Below are 20,219 nucleotides of genomic sequence, written 5' to 3'. Positions count from 1 at the left end.
TTAACTTTAAGCAGAAAAATATGCTCTTGCATTTTTACCTTCCATCCAATTCATATATGCTTTATTAACCACTTTATTCCCTCCAGGTGTTGGATAGTCGCCAGAGAAATACCAATCACCTAGATGATCCGGACAGGCTATATGTAAATCTTCAAGCGTTTGATATATTACATCTACGTCAGCATTAATATCTGAAGGTGTAATTATTCTAGCAATTTCCTTAGATATTTCATCATAGGTAAAAGGTTCATAAATTTCCTTCACATAGTTTATAACCTTCTCTTTATCCATTTCCTGAGAAAGCAAACATTTATGATATACATCGTCTATAATAGAATGCATATTTCTCTGGCGCAATAATGAAATTGCTGCTTCAAATGCTACAAACTCTCCCATACGTGACATATCAATCCCATAACAATCAGGATATCTGATTTGAGGAGCAGAAGAAACTATAATAATCTTTTTAGGCTCAAGACGGTCCAAAATTTTAAGAACACTCTGCTTTAAAGTAGTTCCCCTTACAATGGAATCATCAACTGCAACAATGGTATCAACCTTTGGTTTAACAACACCATACGTAGTATCGTAAACATGGGCAACCATATCTTGCCTATCTGCGTCTTGTGTAATAAATGTACGCAGCTTAGCGTCCTTGATAATTAGCTTCTCAAAACGAGGAACAATGTTAAGAGTCTTACTCATCTCCTCATCAGAGATCTTATCTGCCCGGTGTAGAAGACTATTCCCTTGCAGTTCTCTCACATAACTATTAATTCCGTCATGCAAACCTTGAAAAGCAATCTCTGCAGTGTTCGGGATAAAGGCAAAAACAGTATTTTCTATATCATAATCTACTTTCTTCAAAACAGGTTTACATAGTAACTGTCCAAGCATTTTTCTTTCCTGATAAATTGATGCATCGCTTCCACGAGAAAAATATATTCGTTCAAAAGAACAAGCTTTCTTTACTGTAGGAGTAATAAATTGTTCGACAGATACTGTTCCATTTTTCTTAATAATCAAGGCGTGTCCAGGATCTATTTCCTTAACATCGTCAATTGAAACATTAAATGCTGTTTGAATTGCTGGTCGTTCAGATGTAACAACAACAATTTCGTCATCTTGATAATAAAATGCTGGGCGAATACCTGCAGGGTCACGCATAACGAAAGCATCTCCATGACCAAAAATTCCATTTATTGCATACCCACCGTCCCAGGTCTTTGCTGAACGTCGAAGAATTTTAGCCACATCCAGATTTTTAGCAATCAACTCACTTATTTCAACATTTGTATAACCTTCTCTTTTAAATTGATCAAACAGAACATCATTTTCTGTATCCAAAAAGTGCCCTATCTTCTCTAATACAGTTACTGTATCAACTTGTTCTTTCGGATGTTGACCTAACTCAAACAATTGTTCCAATAATTCATCAACATTGGTCATGTTAAAATTCCCCGATATAACAAGATTTCTAGTCTTCCAGTTATTCTGACGAAGAAAAGGATGGCAGTTTTCAAGACTATTATTACTCTGTGTAGAATAGCGCAAATGCCCCATCAATACCTCTCCGGTAAAACTAACATTTTCCTTTAACCAAACACTATCAGAAAGTTTCTCTGGGTTAGTTTTCTGAAGATTAGCAAACTTCTCCTGAACATGTGCAAAAATCTCCGAAATTGCATTCTTACCTAATGCACGATATCTACTAATATATCGGTGTCCTGGTTTTATATCAAGCTTTATGGTAGCAATACCGGCACCATCCTGCCCTCTATTATGTTGTTTCTCCATAAGTAAATACAGCTTATCCAATCCATATAAGGATGTGCCATATTTTTCTTGATAAAATGATAGGGGTTTTAATAAACGGATAAGTGCTATACCACACTCGTGTTTGATTGAATCACTCATAGCTGAAAATGAATTACAAAATTACGTAATTCTTAACGCCATTTAAAGTATTATTTCATTTGTCATCAATAATATTAATTCACTAACAAAAAAAGCGAATCTAATTGATTCGCTTTTTTTGTTAGTGAATGTTTTACTCAACTGCCTTATAAAACAATAAAGATTATTCATGTATCTTAAAAGGACATTGTTGTGGCTTTATAAAGCTTTGCCCTTATGTCTTCTACAATGTCCCTTAGATTTGGTTTATTGTATACCTAATTTAGTTTTAACTAAAGCTGTGATATCCTGTCCACCATCAAAATAAACTATTGCTTGATTTTGTGTATCAAAAACGTAAGCAAAACCTTGCTCTTTAGCAACAGCCTTGATTGCATTTCCAGCCTTATCTAAAATAGGTTTGTAAAGTTCTTCTCTCTTTTGTGTAAGGTCTGTTTGAGCTTTCTGATCTAAATCATTAATTCTCTGCTCTATATCCTGAATTTCTTGATTTAATGCTTCAAGTTCTGGACCAAGTGCAGCTTGATTTGCTTCAGTAAGTGTTTTATACTTCTCTTGAAATGTAGTGATTTTTCCTTGACGCTCTTTATCCATCGCTTCTAATTCACTTAGTTTTGTTTGACGAAATGCTTCAAAGGCTGCATCAGCCGTTTTTACTTCAGGCATTGCCTGTAGAATCTCACCGGAATTAATATGTCCCAATTTCTGTTGAGCATTAGCAACTCCAGCAGAGAAGAAGATCACGGCAACTATAGCGATTGCTTTTATTAAATTTTTCATTTTAAATTGTTCTTTTTTTATTATTATTTATTCTAGTTTATATCTCGTTTGTTAAAATTGTTTCGATTTGAAAGATACTTAAGATTACCTTCATACAAAGGTAAGTCTTGATTATTTAAAATCCTCCTATATTTTGTTGAATACTAAAAGTAACATTCTGTCTCCACTGACTCTCTGCTACTCCAGGAATTGCATCAAACCCATATCCGTAATCTATACCTAACATACCAAAAATAGGTAAATATACACGTGCACCAACACCTAAAGTACGACGAACCTGGAAAGGATTAAAATCTTTAAAATTATTCCAAGTATTACCTGCTTCTCCAAATACCAGACCAAAAGCAGTAGCTTGATCAGTTACCATAATTGGATAGCGAAGTTCTAACTGATATTTAGTATAAATTGGGCTTCCCGAATTTTGCGCAACTCCAGGATCTGATCCTTCAGGAATAATGTATCCATTTGCATAACCACGCATGGCAATGATTTCAGAACCTTGAATAAAATCAAAACCTTGCATTCCATCTCCTCCTAATTTAAACCGCTCAAATGCAGGTTGGCCAGTTGCACTGCTATAAGTTCCTAAGAACCCGAATTGTGCCTGTGCCTTCAATACCAGCTTACCAGCAATTCGTTGAAACCACTGAGAATCAAATTTCCATTTATGATACTCTGTAAATTTATAGCGTTCCTTATCAGATGCAGTTAAATAATTTGTATTATTAAATAAAGAATAAGGTGGAGTAGCCTGAATTGTAAACTTAATGTTCGTTCCTGAAGTTGGATAAATTAAGGCATCCAATGAGTTCCGGCTTATTTCTTGTGTTAAGTTAAAGTTATAAGAAGTTCCTGTTTCAAATAAATATCCTCTCCAGTTCTGAAGCTTATATTGTTGAACATTCGCTGCATAATTTAGTCTAAAATAATTATCCGGCCAGTTTAATCGCTTACCTAAGCTTATTGTAAATCCATTCATTCTAATACGCTGCATTTCCTCATCAGGAACAGTTTGCTTCCCTGTCCATGGATTATATCCATAAGATGATGATGAAGTAAATGCACTTATACCAAAATAGATAGGTTTTTTACCCCCTAACCATGGCTCTGAGAATGAGAAGCTATATGACTGATATTGTTTACCATTTGTTTGACCCCGAAGGCTCAATTTCTGTCCGTCTCCTCTTGGTAATGGTTTCCAGGCACCTTTATCAAACAATTTCCTGGTAGAGAAATTATTAAATGTTAATCCTAAAGTACCGATGATCCGGTTTCCACCAAAACCTCCAGAAAGTTCAATTTGATCAGAAGGCTTCTCAACCACATTATATTCCATATCCACAGTTCCTTCAAGTTGATTTGGAATTGGAACAGGATTGGTTTTCGTTTCATCAAAATTACCTAATTGTGCAATGGTCTGTACTGTACGCATTACCAGATCTTTAGAGAATTTCTGACCTGGCTTATTAGCTATTTCTCTTAAAATTACACGGTCATTCGTTACATCATTTCCTTTAACACTCACCTTACTAACCGTATACTGTGGTCCTTCATACATACGAAGCTCCATATCAATGGTATCTCCGTAAATTTTGGTCTGAACAGGGTCAACACTGAATGTTAGATATCCATCATTCAAATAAAGAGATGAAACATCTGCTCCGGAACGAGATGGTCCATAAAGCTTCACCATCAATTTATCCTCACTAAAAACATCCCCCTTCTTAATTCCCAGCACTGTGTTTAGAACTGTATCACTATATTTTGCATTTCCAGACCAACTAATATTTCCGTAATAATATCTCGGACCTTCATATAATTTAATATCAATATCTACTCGTTTATTACTCACTTTACGTACTGTATCTGATAAAATTTCAGCATCGCGGTATCCTTCTTCATGAACCTTGGTAATTAGATTAACCTTTGCTTCATCGTATTTTTTATTATTAAACTTACCAGACCCCCAAACTCTCCACCATGTACGCTGCTTGATCTTCTTCATAAACTTCCGAAGCTTACTATCAGAAAAAACACTGTTTCCATCAATATTGATTCGGTTTACTTTTACTTTACTATTACGATCGACATCCACTACTAGGATCTGATTATTTACTTCAGTAGTGTCCTTCACCTGAGACATTTTAATTTCAGGATAAAGGTACCCCTTTTCAGCAAGGTATCTTTCAATCGTATTTTTGGTTGTACTCAATAAATTTTCATTCAATATTTTACCAGAATTTCCATTAACACGTTCTTGGATATCTTTAATCTGAGACTTATTTAAACCTGTTATATCAATTCGTGTTAAACGAGGCCGCTCAACCACCGCTATATCAAAGAAAATCGAATCTCCTTTAACAGATTTCACATTGATAGCCACATCATCAAATAAACCTTGAAGCCAAAGGTTTTTTATTGCGTTAGAAATTGCTTCACCAGGTACTTCGATACGATTGCCGACACTCAATTTAGATATCGTAATTAAAACATCATTATCTAAATACTGAGTCCCACTTACTTCAACACCACCGATAATATATTCTTGCGGTCTTATATAACTGAACCCATCATCTTGAGTTAACGAATTTGTATTATTAATATTTCCGGACTGGATCTGACCTAAAGAAACACCGCTTCCCAGTAACATCAAACAAAATATAAAAAGTAGTTGCTTCATTGATATAATTTAACGCTGCTAAAGTAGCGCAAACAGTTGTTAATTTTTGTTAAAATATTATTTTGCAAAAAAAGTAGAAATAATCCACAATATCGCATTTTTCAAGCTATATCTTTTTTAGGATACCTGCTCACTTGTAAGTCCGAACCTTCTTTCCCTCTTCTGATACGCTATTATAGACTCGTAGAAATCATTTTTGTTAAAATCAGGCCATAATTTATCAACAAAATATAATTCAGAATAAGCAAGTTGCCATAGCAGGAAATTACTTATTCGTTGTTCTCCACTTGTTCTAATCATTAATTCTGGATCTGGTATATCTACAGTTTCCAAATTATTAGAAAAAACATCCTGATCAATCTGATCAATACTTAACGTCCCATCACATACTTGCTTAACAATCTTTTTAGTAGCTTCTGTAATTTCTTGCCTGGAACTATAGCTCAATGCAAGAGTTAAAGTACAACTTGTGTTTTTGGATGTAAGATCAATTGCTTTTGATAATTGTTTATAACAAGATTCAGGTAAATGTTTTAAATCTCCTATTGCATTTAATTTCACCCCATTCTTCATTAACGTTTTAGTTTCTTTATTAATTGCCGAAACTAAAATTTCCATTAATGCTACAACCTCAAGCTTCGGACGGTTCCAATTCTCTGTTGAAAATGCATACAAGGTAAGATATGGAATACCGACCTCAACTGCTGCTTCAACAACCTGACGAACAGAATCTACACCTTTACTATGTCCAAATACTCTTAATTTTCCTCTTTCTTTCGCCCATCGGCCATTCCCATCCATAATAATGGCAACATGTTTCGGTAACTTATTCAGGTCTATCTGTTCTTTTAGTTCCATTTATAATGTAATTACCTATTTATGCATATAAAAATAAAAATCTTACCCTGAAGAGCTTTTTATTAAAATATTTTTCCAAAAAAAGCAATAAATCTTTAATACTTAAATTGAAATTAAGAGCCAAAGGTAAGCAGAATGTTATAAATTTCTGAAGATTTAATAGTTTCTTGTATCTAATCCCCACAATAACTTTTGACGAAGGGTAGAAAAAAAGCTCTCATCTTTCAATCTGATAAGATTAATATTAAAATTAGCTTTCGTTATTTTAAGCTTCACACTTGTCTTTAGATCACATGTTCGTGAGTCACATGATAATAGATAGGTTTCACTTCGACTTTCAATCTCAATAGTTAACTCATCCTTATCAGAGATTACCAGTGGTCTTACATTTAAATTATGCGGAGAAACAGGTGTTATAACAAAATTTCCAGAGCCTGGCAGAATGATTGGTCCGCCACAACTTAATGAATAGGCAGTTGATCCTGTAGGAGTCGCAAATATCATCCCATCTGCCCAATAAGCATTTAAAATCTCTCCGTTTAGATAAACATTGACAGTGATCATAGCTGATGAATCTCTTTTAAGAACGGTAACATCATTCAAAGCAAACCTATCGCCATTAAACAATTCCATACCATCTGCCTCAACAGATAAAAGAGTTCTTTTTTCAATACTATATTCTCGATTCAATAATAGTTCTAAAGCTTGTTCAATATGGTTTTTATTTATGCTCGCCAAAAAACCTAATCTGCCTAAGTTTATCCCGGTTATTGGAATTTCTGAATCGCGTAAGATTGAAACAGCAGAAAGCATCGTTCCATCTCCTCCAAGACTCAGCATAAAATCAATATCATGAGGCAAATCAAACCTATCTTTATAAGTATTACGTGAACCACACTCCATAAAGGTGGATAGAAAAGAATCAAACTCTTTAAATACCCAGATCTCAACATTCCTACTCTTCAATAACTTAAAGAGCTGTTCAACATATGGAATTACTACTTTTTGAAACTCTATACCGTAAATTGCAACTTTCATTCTATTCTTAAGGGTCTTGGCATTACAAAGCTATCTGTTTATAGACGGCTAAGTTACATATTTAAATAATTAAGAAGCTGTTCATACCTATCACGAGAAGTGTCATAAACCCGAACATCGTTGAAGGTAGCTTTCACTTCATAATCATATCTTAGAAATGATGCTACAATAGATGCAATATCTGTTCTATTGAGCTTCAAAGTAATTTCCATCCTTGTTGAGTCAGGGAAAGATCGTGCATAGGAACTCATAATCTGAGCATTGTCTGATTCAACAATCTGAGCAATTTGTGATAAAGAATTATCACGATTATTTACTTCGAGAATAATAATTCCACCTGGTTCATCTGACGTGGTAATCATTGCAACCTCATTGAGGACGTCATGTATAGTAATACACCCTACATAATACTGTTTTTCGTCAATAACTGGTAATATATCAAGTTGATGAATGTAGAACAGTCGTACTACATCATAGATATGTTGATTTTCATATATATAAATCAACTCATGAGGAAGGTCCTTAAGTTTAGAGTCATCCTTTCTATCAATAGCTGCAATAACATCATCTTCGTGTATTAAGCCAACTAATTGATTATAACGAATAAGCGGTAAATGTTCAACCCGATATTCTTGCATACGGCTCAACAATGCCCGCAAGCTATCGGAAGTCTTAGCAGGGTAGATAGAATTTGATACTATTTCTTTTGCAGTCACCGTTGTTTTCTTTATAGATTAAACGATTAATATTGCTTTTAGTTTAATTTACTTAAATATTCCTTTAATACAATATTAAACTCTACCGGCTGCTCCATCATAGGAGCATGCCCACATTTATCAATCCAATGTAATTCTGCATTAGGCAACAATGCATTAAATTGCTCTGCCACATCTGGCGGTGTTACCTTATCTTGTTTTCCCCATATTATACAAACAGGTATTTTTATCTTTGGAAGGTCTTTAGCCATGTTATGACGAATGGCCGATTTAGCATTTGCCAAAATACGAATCACTCTCTCTCTATTGTTTACCGTAGCAAAAACTTCATCGACAAGCTCTTCACTAGCTGTCGCTGGATCATAAAAAGTAAACTGAACCTTTTCTTTTATATACTCATAATTACCTCTTTTAGGAAAAGACCCGCCAAATGCATTTTCATATAAACCAGAACTTCCTGCCAATACTAATGCTTTAACATTTGACTGATTGGATGCAACATACATCAATCCTACGTGCCCTCCTAAAGAGTTACCAACAATAATAAAATCCTTAAGCTGCATGTGAGTCACAAATTTCTTCAAGAATTTTGACAGGCTTTTTACACCGGTAGTTAGAATGGGCATTTCATAAATCGGTAACATGGGAATAATTACCCGATAATTATCCTTAAATTGATTAACTACATATTCCCAATTACTTAATGCGCCCATTAACCCGTGAAGCAATACAATTACTTCTCCTTCCCCTTCATCAACGTATTTAAAACCTTTATCTTCTTTTATGGTAAAATCCATAGAGTATCTTTAACTATTTGTTATTTCCTTTAGACTACATTTAATGCTTGCCCAATTTTTTCTAAATGTAATAAAATTAGGTTAAATTTATTATTGTTTATTAAGGTGCCAATACTTCTTTAACTATTTCTGAGATAGTTTTTCCATCTGCTTTTCCAGCAAGTATTTTATTCGACATACCCATAACTTTACCCATATCTTTTATACTGGTAAAACCATTTTCTTCAATAATTGAAAGAATGATTTTTCTGATTTCATCTCTATCTAACTGCTTCGGCAAATAGCTCTCAATAACATCCTGCTCTTCTTTCTCAATTGCATATAAATCTGGACGATTCTGCTGCTGATAGATCTCTGCTGATTCTTTTCGTTGCTTAATAAGACGTTGTAAAACTTTTATCTCTGATTCTTCATTAAAAACACCAGCATTCTTTTCTGTTTCAGCCATTAAAATTGCCGATTTTATAGCACGAAGACCTCTTAAACGTGCTTGGTCTTTTGCCAACATAGCTGCCTTTATATCTTGGTCAATTTGATTCTTTAGTGCCATATAAAACTAAATTATTAAAAATTCTATTCTACTAATATTTTACTGCAAACTCTTAATTAGATTCCTTATTAAAAAAAACACTATTTGCCTGACTTGTCGGCATAATTAACATTTCATTGATATTTACATGCTGTGGTCGCGAAACAGCATACCATGCAGCATCGGCAATATCATTTGCTAAAAGTGGGTCAAATCCTTCATAAACCTTTTTTGCCCGACCTGCATCTCCTTTAAAACGCACTACCGAGAATTCTGTTTCAACTGCACCGGGATGTAAAACTGTTACTTTCACAGAATAGGGCAATAAATCAATTCTCATTGATTTACTTAAAGCATCTACAGCATGCTTTGTCGCACAATAAACATTGCCATTAGGATATACTTCCTTTCCGGCTATTGAGCCAATGTTAATTATATGACCAAATTTATTTTCTTTCATCCCTGGAATTACCATTCTGCTAACATATAATAAACCTTTTATGTTGGTATCAATCATTTTATCCCAATCATCTATTTCACCATTATAAATAGGTTCTAGCCCAAGGCTCAAACCAGCATTATTAATCAGGACATCGACATGTCTCCACTCTTCCGGCAATTTATCCCAATTATTAATCACATCCTCTTTATCCTGAACATCAACTTCCATTATCTGTATAAGGATGCCATAATCATTCGATAACCGTTTAGATAGTTTTTCAAGACGACCATACCGCCTTGCAGATAAAATGAGATTATAACCATTCTTAGCGAAAATTTCTGCGCAGGCCTCTCCAATACCGGCGCTGGCTCCTGTAATCATTGCTATCTTTGCCATAACTGATTATGTATTCGTTGAGATCAAATAACCTCCTTAGTAGGAATGTTAAAGATCTTATTTAATTCCAATATATATAGTGCATATGCCAAAAGTTTGCGGTTTGCATGAAACCTGCTTAAATCCGGCATTTAATAATAAATCAGTGAAATCATCACCATCAGGGAATTGAGCGATTGATTCAGGAAGGTAAGAATAAGCCCTATTATCTTTAGAAAACAACTTCCCTACTTGTGGCAAAATATTTTTAGAATAGAATGTATACAATTGCTTTATAGGGAATCTCCTTGGCTTAGAAAACTCTAAAATAACCACTTGCCCACCTGGACGAATAACCCGACAGATATCATCTAATCCTTGTTGCAAATTTTCAAAATTACGAACCCCAAAAGCTACTGTAACGGCATCAAAAGTATCATTTGAGAAAGCCAGTTTTTCAGAATCTCCTAATTGAACTTCGAAACAATCTGACAATTTACGATCTAATATTTTGTCTTTCGCAATAGTTAACATACCTTCCGAAATATCAATACCGATAACCTTTTTTGGTTTTAAAATTCGAATTGCTTCTAAAGCAAAATCGCCTGTACCTGTAGCTACATCTAACAAAAGCTGAGGCCTCAACGTTTTCAAAGTAGAGATGGCTTTTCTTCTCCATATCTTATCAATTCCAAAAGATAAAACACGATTCAAAAAATCGTATTTCTTTGAGATATTATTAAACATATCAGCAACCTGTTGCTTCTTGCCTATATCTTCTTGTTCGTACGGTGTAATAATTCTTGACATTGCTCAATGCAAATATACAAAGCTGAATCCACAAAAACCTATAAACAAAAGCTTGATTTCATACGACCGAATGAACATTCAATTTCTCGCATTAATGTTTTAACTTTGCAATATGAATGTTAAAAGCGCTGAATTTCTATGTAGTAATACAAGAACCGACAAATTACCTGAACTTAATTTACCTGAATACGCTTTTATCGGCCGTTCAAATGTTGGTAAATCCTCGCTTATAAATGCACTTACTAACAAGAAGAATTTAGCAAAAACCTCTCAAACGCCCGGAAAAACTCAATTAATAAATCATTTTATAATTAACAATGAGTGGTATTTAGTTGATCTACCTGGATATGGATATGCAAAAACCTCTCGTTCCAATCGAGATGAATGGGAAAAGTTCATTCGCAAATACTTACGTGTACGTGAAAACCTGCAATGTCTATTTGTGCTAATTGATAGTCGGCATGAACCACAGAAAATAGATTTAGAATTTTGTCAATGGCTTGGAGAAAATGGCATTCCTTTTTTACTAATTTTCACGAAAGCAGATAAACAGTCGAATTTAAGGTCTACTCAAAACATCGCTAAATTTAAAAAAGCTCTATTAGAGTGGTTTGAGGAGGTACCAGAAGTATTTCTTTCATCTGCAGAAACACATTTGGGCTGTCCTGAGATATTAATTGCTATTAATGATATTAATAAGAATTTCCAATCCTAGTTGAAACATTGTCTTCGTTTAATATATGAAAAAGTATTTTTCATTGGTTCTTTTTGCTCATAGTATTTTTGCACTTCCCTTTGCTATAATTGGTTTCTTTTTAGCTATCTATACTACCGACGCAAACTTTACCTTACTACTCTTTATTCTAATGCTTTGCTGTATGGTTTTTGCACGAAATGCTGCAATGGCTTTTAATCGATACCTCGATCGTGATATCGATGCAATGAATCCACGAACAGCGATGCGGGATATTCCTGCTGGAAAAATTTCAGCATCTCAAGCCCTGACGTTCACTCTTCTGAACTGCGCATTATTTATAGCTACTACATGGTTTATTAATCCTCTTTGTTTCTATTTATCTCCAATAGCCTTAGCTGTTGTTTTAGGTTACAGTTACACCAAGAAATTCACAGCTTTATGCCATATTGTCTTAGGAATTGGTTTAGGCTTGGCTCCTTTAGGCGCTTATCTTGCTGTAACAGGAACATTCAACATTGTACCTGTCTTCTATTCTTTAGCGGTTATTTTTTGGGTTAGTGGCTTCGATATTATATATGCTTTACAAGACGAAGAGTTTGACAAGGATCACGAATTAAATTCTATACCTGCTTTCTTTGGAACGAAAAACGCTTTGCATATATCTGAAATCTTTCATATTCTATCAGCGATTTTTATCACATTACCTATATTCTATTTAGATCTAGGATGGTTATATTATATAGGTGTATTGTTTTATATTTTGCTATTGATTTATCAACATATAATTATCAGTCCTACAGATCTAAGACGAGTGAATAAAGCTTTTATGACAACCAACGGAATAGCATCCGTTATTTTCGCTCTGTTTTTCTTATTAGATATCTGGTTTTAAATAATAAAGAATGAAAAAATTGACACTAAATAAAAAGAAAAGACATTTTGTACCACAAGGTCTTCAAATTATTTGGGAAGAGTTACATCCTCTATTTCTTGATCTACTAAATAGACCTATCAATTCATTAAAAGAACTTGAAGAATGGATGCTAAACCGTAGCGAACTAGAAGCAATTTTGGAAGAAGATGCCGCTTGGCGTTATATTAGAATGACCTGCAATACCACCGATGAGAAACTTCTTCTTGATTTCCAATATTTCGCAACTGAAATTGAACCTAAAATAGCTCCCATCAATAATCAATTAAATAAAAAATTGGTCGATTCTCCTTTTGTTAAAGAACTCGATTCTAAGAAATATTCTATTTACTTACGCAGTGTCCAAAAATCTCTTGACCTTTTTAGAGAAGAAAACATTCGTCTCCAAACTGAGATTCAGCTAGAACAACAAAAATATCAATCAATTACAGGTTCTATGTCTGTATTGTTGAATGAAAAAGAATACACATTAGAACAAGCAGCTGTTTTTTTAAAAAGTATTGATAGGTCCATCCGAGAAACAACATGGAATGCAATTACTACTCGAAGACTGGAGGATAAAGCAGACCTTAATAAGTTATTTAATAAATTAAGAAGTCTAAGACATCAAGTTGCGAATAACGCTGGTTTTACTAATTTCAGAGACTATATGTTTGAAGCAATGGGTCGTTTCGATTATTCTCCAGAAGATTGTTACCAGTTTCATGATGCTATTGAAAAAACGGTAGTGCCTGTCCTGGCCATAGAAGCAAAGAGAAGAAAAGAAAAACTTGGACTAAAGAATCTAGAACCATGGGATATGGATGTTGATCCTTCAGGACAAACTCCTTTAAAACCTTTTAATGATGGGGAAGATTTAATACAAAAAACTCAGCAATGTTTTTATAAGCTTGATAGTTATATCGGCGAGCGTATTAAAATAATGAAGGCCAATAATTTGTTCGATTTAGAAAGTCGGAAGGGGAAAGCTCCAGGTGGATACAACTACCCATTGTCAGAAAGTGGGGCTCCTTTTATTTTCATGAATTCTGCTAATACTTTTCGCGACCTTACCACAATGGTACATGAAGGGGGTCATGCTTTACATACATTTATATCAGCAGACTTAGAACTGAACGATTTTAAACATCTACCTAGTGAAGTAGCAGAACTGGCTTCAATGTCTATGGAACTAATTTCTATGTCACACTGGAATGTTTTCTTTAACAATGAAGAAGATTTAAAACGCGCCAAACGTGATCAGCTTATTGATGTGTTGAAAACACTACCATGGGTTGCTACAATAGATCAATTTCAACATTGGATCTACACTCATCCAAACCATACTGATTTAGAAAGAGAGCAAGAGTGGGAAAAGATATTTATACGGTTCGGACATAGTTTTGCTGATTGGGATAAACATCCAGCTGCACTCAAGAATTTATGGCAAAAACAACTGCATATTTTTGAAGTGCCTTTTTACTATATAGAGTATGGAATGGCCCAATTGGGAGCCATCGCCATATGGAAAAACTATATCGAAAATCCAGAAAAGGGTTTAAATAACTACTTAAGTGCCCTGAAGCTCGGTTATACTAAAACTATTCCAGAAATATATGAAACCGCCGGCATCACATTTAAGTTTAACAAAGAGTATGTAAAAGAACTTGTAGATTTCGTTAAACTAGAACTTGATAAGCTAAGTTGATCTTTCGAAAAAAATTGTCAATGACTCAAACTAAAAATAATAAGTTTTTAATTATATTAATGCTTGGTCTATTATCAGCAATTGGACCATTTTCTATTGACATGTACCTTCCTGGCTTCAAAGCAATAGCATTAGATCTACAAACAAATATTGAGCATATTCAATTGTCCTTAACTAGTTTCTTCATAGGAATTGCTGGTGGTCAAATGATTTATGGTCCCCTACTAGATCGGTTCGGAAGAAAGTCTCCTTTACTTATTGGGTTGTTAATTTATATTGGAGCTTCTATAGGTTGTGTTTTTATACAATCAGCAGATGGACTTATTTTTCTTCGCTTCGTTCAAGCCTTAGGTAGCTGCGCCGGAATGGTTGCCTCAAGGGCAATGGTTCGTGATTATTTTCCACCAACCGAAACTGCAAAGATTTTTTCTATGCTGATGTTAGTAATTGGTATCTCACCAATATTAGCTCCTACAATAGGAGGATATATCATTGAAATATGGGGTTGGCATTATATTTTTGTTTTTCTTACAGTATTGACGATCTTAATTTTATTAGGTGTTATCTTTGTACTTCCAAAAAGCAAACCTAACACAACTATTTCTTTATTGCCTGCTCCAATTATGAAAGGCTTTTGGAAAGTTCTTAAAAACCCTCAATTCCTCATATATGCTATAGCAGGGGGAACAGCATCATCAGGATTATATGCTTATCTTTCAGGATCTCCATTTGTTATGATGGAGATATACGGCTTGAATGAAAAACAATATGGATGGGTCTTTGCGCTATTAGCAGCAGGTTTAATTACAACAAGTCAGTTAAATACCCTAATGTTAAAAAGATTTAGCAGTGAAAGTATTTCTAAATACGCTTTAATGGCTCAAGCTATTGCAGGATCTCTGATGCTAATTCTAGCACTCAGTAACTCTTTAACATTATATGGAATTATTATTCTTATTTTCTGCTTCCTAGCTTGTCAGGGTTTCGTATTTCCAAACACATCGGCTTTAGCTCTTAATCCATTTTCTAAATCTGCTGGAAGCGCCTCGGCATTATTAGGTACTATTCAGCTTTCTATTGGAGCAATTGCATCTGTATTAGTAAGTATTGCTCATAATAGAACAAATATACCTATGGTTTCAATAATGGCTGCTTGTGCAATTGTGAGTTATTTGATTTTACTATTTATTCCAAAAAATAAAACAATAAATACTGCTAGTCTAGACCTTAATTAATTCTCTGAATATTTAACTTCGTATTTATGGTTAGTTCAACAATTCAAAAGAAAATTGAAACTTTACGAGCTGAGTTAAAGAAACATAATTATAACTATTATGTATTAGCACAGCCAACTATTTCTGATTATGATTTCGACCAAAAGTTAAAAGAACTTTATGAATTAGAGAGCGCTCATCCAGAATTTTATGATAATGATTCACCTACTCAAAAAGTAGGTGGCGATATTACTAAAAAATTTGAGGCAGTAGCACATACCTGGCCGATGCTTTCTCTAAGTAATACTTATAACGAACAGGAATTAAAAGACTTTGACGATCGGGTAAAAAAAGCTGTAGGTGAAAATATAGAATATATTTGCGAACTTAAGTTTGATGGCTTATCAATAAGTATTCGATACGAGGATGGAAAACTTGTTAGAGCTATAACGAGAGGGGATGGCACTAGAGGAGATGATGTTACAAATAACGTTAAAACTATACGTAGCATTCCTCACCAACTAAAAAAAAACAACTACCCAGAGGTCTTCGAAGTCCGCGGAGAAATCTTTATGCATCGTGCTGCATTTCTTCGTTTAAATAACAATAGGGCAGAATTAGGAGAGACTACTTTTGCAAATCCACGAAATTTTGCAGCTGGAACCATTAAACTCCAAGATTCAACAGAAGTAGCCCGACGTCCGCTCGATTGCTATTTCTATTTCTTATATACAAACAACCGCGACAAATTCTTTAAAACACATTCTGAAAGCTTAATAGCATTAAATGAATGGGGATTTCCAGTAAGCAAATATTTTTCAACTTGTAAAAACATTGAAGAGGTTTTAGAATTCATCTCTTACTGGGAGAAAAACCGAAGCTCTCTAAGTTTTGATATCGATGGTATAGTTATCAAAGTAAACAATTATATCCAACAAGAGGATTTAGGGTTTACAGCTAAATCTCCAAGGTGGGCAATTTCGTATAAATTTAAAGCTGAAGAAGTTCAAACAATCTTAAATAAAGTCAGCTATCAAGTAGGTCGTACAGGCGCTGTAACACCAGTTGCTAATTTAAAACCTGTTTTATTAGCAGGCACAACCGTAAAGCGCGCAACGCTTCACAATGCTAATGAAATAAAACGATTAGATTTACATGAAAACGACACAGTGTTTATAGAGAAAGGTGGTGAAATCATTCCTAAGATTATTTCTGTTGATTTAAGTAAAAGAAAACCAGATTCTTTACCCATTCAATACCCAATCAATTGTCCAGAATGTAACAGTCTTTTAGAACGAGAGGAAGGTGAAGCTATTTATTACTGTCCAAACGATCAACATTGTCCTCCTCAAATCATTGGTGGAATACAACATTTTGCAAGCAAAAAAGCCATGGACATAAGCGGCTTAGGAAACGAAACTGTTGAAGCATTATACAAAGCAGGGATTATACAACATATAAGTGATTTATATACTTTAGATAGCCACTATGATCAACTAGTTGAAATGGAAAGGTTTGGAGAGAGGTCGATCAGCAATATGCTCTTAGGAATTGAACAATCAAAAGAAAAACCATTTCACCGAGTGCTCTTTGGCTTAGGTATCCGGCACATTGGTGCTACTATAGCAGAAAAGCTTACAGAGCATTTTGAAAATATAGATTCCTTAATTTCAGCAACTAAAGAAGAAATCACTGCAGTACATGAAATTGGAGATCGAATTGCCGAAAGCCTAATTAATTACTTTAACAATTCAGAACATATAGAACAAATCACTCTTTTAAAACTATCAGGCTTAAAGTTTCAAACAGAGAAAATAGAAAAACAATCTACTGGAATAAAACTAATTGGGAAAACATTTTTAATATCCGGAGTCTTTGAAAACATAAGCAGAAATGAATTAACGCAGATAATAGAAATGAATGGGGGAAAGATGTTAAGCAGCATTTCAGGGAATTTAGATTATTTAATTGCGGGTGAAAACATGGGTCCTGCTAAATTAGTAAAGGCTCAGAAATTAAATATTAACATAATTTCTCAAGAAGAGTTATTTGAAATGATAAAATAGCCATATTTGTAAAAAATAAAAGAATAAAAAGAAGTTAATGAAAGCTCTTACTGGCTCTGGAGTTGCCTTGATCACTCCATTTAATGAAGATGACACCCTTGATATTCCATCATTAGACAAATTGATCGAATATCAAATAACAGGAGGAATAGACTATATTGTTGTTCTCGGTACAACTGGTGAAACAGCAACACTGAACAAAAAGGAAAAGCAAGAGATATTTAAAACTATAGCCGAAAAAGTGAATGGTAGGGTTCCATTAATTGCAGGAATTGGAGGAAACAACACCAAAGATATTCTGGATGAATTCGACTATTTTGACCTAACCGGATATTCGGCAATTCTATCAGTAAGCCCTTATTACAATCGACCTACACAAGAAGGTTTATTTCAACATTATAAAGCTATAGCAGAAGCATCACCTCTTCCAATAATACTGTATAATGTTCCTGCCAGAACAGGCAGTAATATACAAGCTGAAACAACCGTTCGATTAGCAAATACTTTTAAGAATATTATTGGTATAAAAGAAGCTTCTGGAAACTTCCATCAATATAGTACAATAATAAGAGATACACCTGCTGGCTTCTTTTTAATCTCAGGGGATGATGCGCTTTTACTACCAATGGCTGCACTTGGTGCATCAGGAGTAATATCAGTGTTGGCAAATGCCCTCCCTACCCAAGTTAGTCGTTTAGCCAAAATGTGTAATGAAAACAACTTTGAGGAAGCACGTAAAATACATACCATGCTTTCAAAGATAATAGATCTATGCTTTATTGAAGGGAATCCTGCAGGAGTTAAAGCAATTCTAAAACAGCTGGGTATTTGTGGTGAAAAAACTAGGTTACCTCTAACTTCAGTAAGTGATGAAACTAGGAATAATATAATTAGAGAATTAAAAAATCTCTAGAAATATTTTAAACTAAATAAAAAAAGAGATTGGCTTTGGAGGTCAATCTCTTTTTTTATTTAGTTTCCTATTTAGAACCAGCGTTTTTCGACTCTTGGATTTTCAAACGAAGATCTTGAGAAAGATTCTTCAGTTCTTGAAGACCTTTTCTTACACGTGTACCTGCAGCGCTATTTCCTTTATTAAAGAATTTATCTGCGTCAGATTCTAGACCTTCTAATAGGCTTTTTAATTCATTGAATTTTTCGATAGTTGCCATAATTAATTACTCCTTTTAATTTGTAAATTAAGTTAATATGAATATTAATCTAAAAGTAGAATCTTTTTTCGAAAAAAAAAACTAAATATGCTATAAAATACATTAATAAGTGCATTTATAATGCAAATAGAGCGAAAAAACAAATACTACAAACCTTAAAAACCCCTTTTATGTAGAAGATTGGAATTAGATATGGACAAGGTTCTGTTGCTTATAGTACCCTTCTTTTAGCTTTTTACCAATTTCAGTATAAGCTTCAAGAGTACGCTGAACGTCTTCTAAAGAATGCATAGCTGTCGGTATTAATCTAAGCTCTATTAGTCCTTTAGGAATTACAGGGTAAACTACAATTGAACAAAATATACCGTAATTTTCTCTTAAGTCCATTGTCAGAGATGTAGCCTCTGTCAAATCGCCTTTTAGAAAAACAGGTGTAATAACCGTATCTGTTGTACCTATATCAAAACCTCTGTCTCTCAATCCTTTTTGTAATGTAGTTGCGATATTCCATAACCTCTCACGAAATTCCGGATGGTTTTTCAATAGCTCAAGCCTTTTTCTAAGACCGATAACCATCGGCATCGGTAAAGATTTTGCAAATGTTTGAGAACGCATGTTGTAACGAAGGAAAGTAACAATCTCCTCTGTCGAAGCTACAAAAGCACCAATCCCAGCCATTGACTTCGCAAAAGTGCCGAAGTATATATCAACAGTATCTTTACAATTCTGAGCCTCATGCGTTCCGGCACCAGTTTCTCCCATTGTTCCAAAACCATGAGCATCATCTACCAGCATACGGAATGGGAATTCTTTCTTTAACTCTCCTAATTCTTTTAATTTACCTTGCGCGCCCGACATTCCAAAAACTCCCTCGGTAATTAATAATATTGAACCTCCGGTTTGCTCAATAAGTTTAGTTGCGCGTGCTAATTGCTTGCGACAACTCTCTATATCATTATGTTGATAAACAAAACGCTTACCCATATGTAAACGTACTCCATCAATTATACAAGCATGCGATTCGGCATCATAAACTATCACATCATTACGGTCCACTAAGGCATCAATAATTGACACCATGCCCTGATAACCATAATTTAATAAAAAAGCATCTTCTTTATCTACAAAGGCTGCTAAATCTTGCTCTAATGCCTCATGATGATTGGAGTTCCCTGACATCATTCTTGCTCCCATCGGGTAAGCTAACCCATAATCTACAGATCCTTGTATATCTGCCTCACGAACCTCGGGATGATTGGCCAATCCCAAATAATTATTCAAACTCCACACTAAATGCTCTTTCCCTCTAAATTTCATATGAGGCCCAATCTCACCTTCTAGTTTTGGAAAAGAGAAATACCCATGAGACCATTTATGATGTTGACCAAGAGGCCCAAGGTTGTTCGATATCTTTTCAAATAAATCCAAAGTATAGTTATTTTTTGTTAAAACAATATTAATAGATTCACAAATATATGATTTTTAATCATAAGACTAGACAGTCCCAATG

18 protein-coding genes are annotated in these 20,219 nt (G+C 34.3%); 6 read left to right on the top strand and 12 right to left on the bottom strand.

Annotation, left to right across the window (positions count from 1 at the left end; all coding sequences use genetic code 11):
• Positions 1-6: 6 nt before the first annotated feature.
• The 10 genes from C8N28_RS10615 to ubiE all read right to left on the bottom strand — a co-directional run bounded on the left by C8N28_RS10615 (position 7) and on the right by ubiE (position 10,942).
• Positions 7-1,917 (bottom strand): amidophosphoribosyltransferase, encoded by a 1,911-nt coding sequence (locus C8N28_RS10615; protein ID WP_132224625.1) that lies wholly within the window; start codon positions 1,915-1,917, stop codon positions 7-9.
• 246 nt (positions 1,918-2,163) lie between these two features.
• Positions 2,164-2,697: an OmpH family outer membrane protein gene (locus tag C8N28_RS10610; RefSeq protein ID WP_132224623.1), complete on the bottom strand. Its 534-nt coding sequence runs from the start codon at positions 2,695-2,697 to the stop codon at positions 2,164-2,166.
• Positions 2,698-2,812: 115 nt separating this feature from the next.
• Positions 2,813-5,377, bottom strand: coding sequence for a BamA/OMP85 family outer membrane protein (locus C8N28_RS10605; RefSeq protein ID WP_132224621.1), 2,565 nt, complete (start codon positions 5,375-5,377; stop codon positions 2,813-2,815).
• 117 nt (positions 5,378-5,494) lie between these two features.
• Positions 5,495-6,235 carry an isoprenyl transferase gene (locus C8N28_RS10600; protein ID WP_132224619.1) on the bottom strand — a complete coding sequence of 247 codons (741 nt, stop codon included), beginning with the start codon at positions 6,233-6,235 and terminating at the stop codon, positions 5,495-5,497.
• 156 nt (positions 6,236-6,391) lie between these two features.
• Positions 6,392-7,273 carry an NAD kinase gene (locus tag C8N28_RS10595; RefSeq protein WP_132224617.1) on the bottom strand — a complete coding sequence of 294 codons (882 nt, stop codon included), beginning with the start codon at positions 7,271-7,273 and terminating at the stop codon, positions 6,392-6,394.
• Positions 7,274-7,326: 53 nt separating this feature from the next.
• A complete protein-coding gene (locus tag C8N28_RS10590) occupies positions 7,327-7,989 on the bottom strand; it encodes a CBS domain-containing protein (RefSeq protein WP_132224615.1) in 663 nt (220 codons plus the stop codon).
• Positions 7,990-8,027: 38 nt separating this feature from the next.
• The gene (locus C8N28_RS10585) at positions 8,028-8,786 is read right to left on the bottom strand and encodes an alpha/beta fold hydrolase (RefSeq protein WP_132224613.1); all 759 of its coding nucleotides are present in this window, start codon (positions 8,784-8,786) and stop codon (positions 8,028-8,030) included.
• 100 nt (positions 8,787-8,886) lie between these two features.
• Positions 8,887-9,336: a GatB/YqeY domain-containing protein gene (locus tag C8N28_RS10580; RefSeq protein ID WP_132224611.1), complete on the bottom strand. Its 450-nt coding sequence runs from the start codon at positions 9,334-9,336 to the stop codon at positions 8,887-8,889.
• A gap of 52 nt (positions 9,337-9,388) precedes the next feature.
• A complete protein-coding gene (locus tag C8N28_RS10575) occupies positions 9,389-10,153 on the bottom strand; it encodes an SDR family NAD(P)-dependent oxidoreductase (RefSeq protein ID WP_132224609.1) in 765 nt (254 codons plus the stop codon).
• Between the two features lie 57 nt (positions 10,154-10,210).
• Positions 10,211-10,942, bottom strand: a complete 732-nt coding sequence (ubiE, locus tag C8N28_RS10570; RefSeq protein ID WP_132224607.1) for a bifunctional demethylmenaquinone methyltransferase/2-methoxy-6-polyprenyl-1,4-benzoquinol methylase UbiE — start codon at positions 10,940-10,942, stop codon at positions 10,211-10,213.
• Positions 10,943-11,054: 112 nt separating this feature from the next.
• Between ubiE and yihA the strand changes: the two genes are divergently transcribed.
• Genes yihA through dapA form a run of 6 tightly spaced genes read left to right on the top strand, consistent with a single transcriptional unit; the run spans position 11,055 to position 18,450 of the window.
• Positions 11,055-11,657, top strand: coding sequence for a ribosome biogenesis GTP-binding protein YihA/YsxC (gene yihA, locus C8N28_RS10565; RefSeq protein ID WP_132224605.1), 603 nt, complete (start codon positions 11,055-11,057; stop codon positions 11,655-11,657).
• A gap of 25 nt (positions 11,658-11,682) precedes the next feature.
• Positions 11,683-12,531, top strand: coding sequence for a UbiA-like polyprenyltransferase (locus tag C8N28_RS10560; RefSeq protein ID WP_132224603.1), 849 nt, complete (start codon positions 11,683-11,685; stop codon positions 12,529-12,531).
• 10 nt (positions 12,532-12,541) lie between these two features.
• A complete protein-coding gene (locus C8N28_RS10555; protein ID WP_132224601.1) occupies positions 12,542-14,257 on the top strand; it encodes a M3 family oligoendopeptidase in 1,716 nt (571 codons plus the stop codon).
• Positions 14,258-14,277: 20 nt separating this feature from the next.
• Entirely contained in the window at positions 14,278-15,492 is a 1,215-nt protein-coding gene (locus C8N28_RS10550; protein WP_132224599.1) for a multidrug effflux MFS transporter, read from the top strand.
• Between the two features lie 26 nt (positions 15,493-15,518).
• On the top strand, positions 15,519-17,537 hold the full coding sequence (ligA, locus tag C8N28_RS10545; RefSeq protein WP_132224597.1) for an NAD-dependent DNA ligase LigA: 2,019 nt from the start codon (positions 15,519-15,521) through the stop codon (positions 17,535-17,537).
• Positions 17,538-17,574: 37 nt separating this feature from the next.
• The gene (gene dapA / locus C8N28_RS10540) at positions 17,575-18,450 is read left to right on the top strand and encodes a 4-hydroxy-tetrahydrodipicolinate synthase (RefSeq protein ID WP_132224595.1); all 876 of its coding nucleotides are present in this window, start codon (positions 17,575-17,577) and stop codon (positions 18,448-18,450) included.
• 67 nt (positions 18,451-18,517) lie between these two features.
• On the opposite strand, the gene C8N28_RS10535 is transcribed toward dapA, so the two are convergent.
• Positions 18,518-18,709, bottom strand: a complete 192-nt coding sequence (locus C8N28_RS10535; protein WP_132224593.1) for a histone H1 — start codon at positions 18,707-18,709, stop codon at positions 18,518-18,520.
• Positions 18,710-18,895: 186 nt separating this feature from the next.
• Entirely contained in the window at positions 18,896-20,137 is a 1,242-nt protein-coding gene (locus C8N28_RS10530) for an aminotransferase class I/II-fold pyridoxal phosphate-dependent enzyme (protein WP_132224591.1), read from the bottom strand.
• Positions 20,138-20,219: the final 82 nt, after the last annotated feature.

Source organism: Albibacterium bauzanense (assembly GCF_004339765.1).
Taxonomy (GTDB): Bacteria; Bacteroidota; Bacteroidia; order Sphingobacteriales; family Sphingobacteriaceae; genus Albibacterium; species Albibacterium bauzanense.
Note: the sequence above shows the minus strand (reverse complement) of the source record. Positions and strands in the feature narration are given on the sequence as shown.

What these genes read in the sequence shown, in the direction of transcription:
- C8N28_RS10615 (WP_132224625.1), bottom strand. Translation starts at nt 1,917, where the DNA reads ATGAGTGATTCAATCAAACACGAGTGTGGTATAGCACTTATCCGTTTA.
- C8N28_RS10610 (WP_132224623.1), bottom strand. Translation starts at nt 2,697, where the DNA reads ATGAAAAATTTAATAAAAGCAATCGCTATAGTTGCCGTGATCTTCTTC.
- C8N28_RS10605 (WP_132224621.1), bottom strand. Translation starts at nt 5,377, where the DNA reads ATGAAGCAACTACTTTTTATATTTTGTTTGATGTTACTGGGAAGCGGT.
- C8N28_RS10600 (WP_132224619.1), bottom strand. Translation starts at nt 6,235, where the DNA reads ATGGAACTAAAAGAACAGATAGACCTGAATAAGTTACCGAAACATGTT.
- C8N28_RS10595 (WP_132224617.1), bottom strand. Translation starts at nt 7,273, where the DNA reads ATGAAAGTTGCAATTTACGGTATAGAGTTTCAAAAAGTAGTAATTCCA.
- C8N28_RS10585 (WP_132224613.1), bottom strand. Translation starts at nt 8,786, where the DNA reads ATGGATTTTACCATAAAAGAAGATAAAGGTTTTAAATACGTTGATGAA.
- C8N28_RS10580 (WP_132224611.1), bottom strand. Translation starts at nt 9,336, where the DNA reads ATGGCACTAAAGAATCAAATTGACCAAGATATAAAGGCAGCTATGTTG.
- C8N28_RS10575 (WP_132224609.1), bottom strand. Translation starts at nt 10,153, where the DNA reads ATGGCAAAGATAGCAATGATTACAGGAGCCAGCGCCGGTATTGGAGAG.
- ubiE (WP_132224607.1), bottom strand. Translation starts at nt 10,942, where the DNA reads ATGTCAAGAATTATTACACCGTACGAACAAGAAGATATAGGCAAGAAG.
- yihA (WP_132224605.1), top strand. Translation starts at nt 11,055, where the DNA reads ATGAATGTTAAAAGCGCTGAATTTCTATGTAGTAATACAAGAACCGAC.
- C8N28_RS10560 (WP_132224603.1), top strand. Translation starts at nt 11,683, where the DNA reads ATGAAAAAGTATTTTTCATTGGTTCTTTTTGCTCATAGTATTTTTGCA.
- C8N28_RS10555 (WP_132224601.1), top strand. Translation starts at nt 12,542, where the DNA reads ATGAAAAAATTGACACTAAATAAAAAGAAAAGACATTTTGTACCACAA.
- C8N28_RS10550 (WP_132224599.1), top strand. Translation starts at nt 14,278, where the DNA reads ATGACTCAAACTAAAAATAATAAGTTTTTAATTATATTAATGCTTGGT.
- ligA (WP_132224597.1), top strand. Translation starts at nt 15,519, where the DNA reads ATGGTTAGTTCAACAATTCAAAAGAAAATTGAAACTTTACGAGCTGAG.
- dapA (WP_132224595.1), top strand. Translation starts at nt 17,575, where the DNA reads ATGAAAGCTCTTACTGGCTCTGGAGTTGCCTTGATCACTCCATTTAAT.
- C8N28_RS10535 (WP_132224593.1), bottom strand. Translation starts at nt 18,709, where the DNA reads ATGGCAACTATCGAAAAATTCAATGAATTAAAAAGCCTATTAGAAGGT.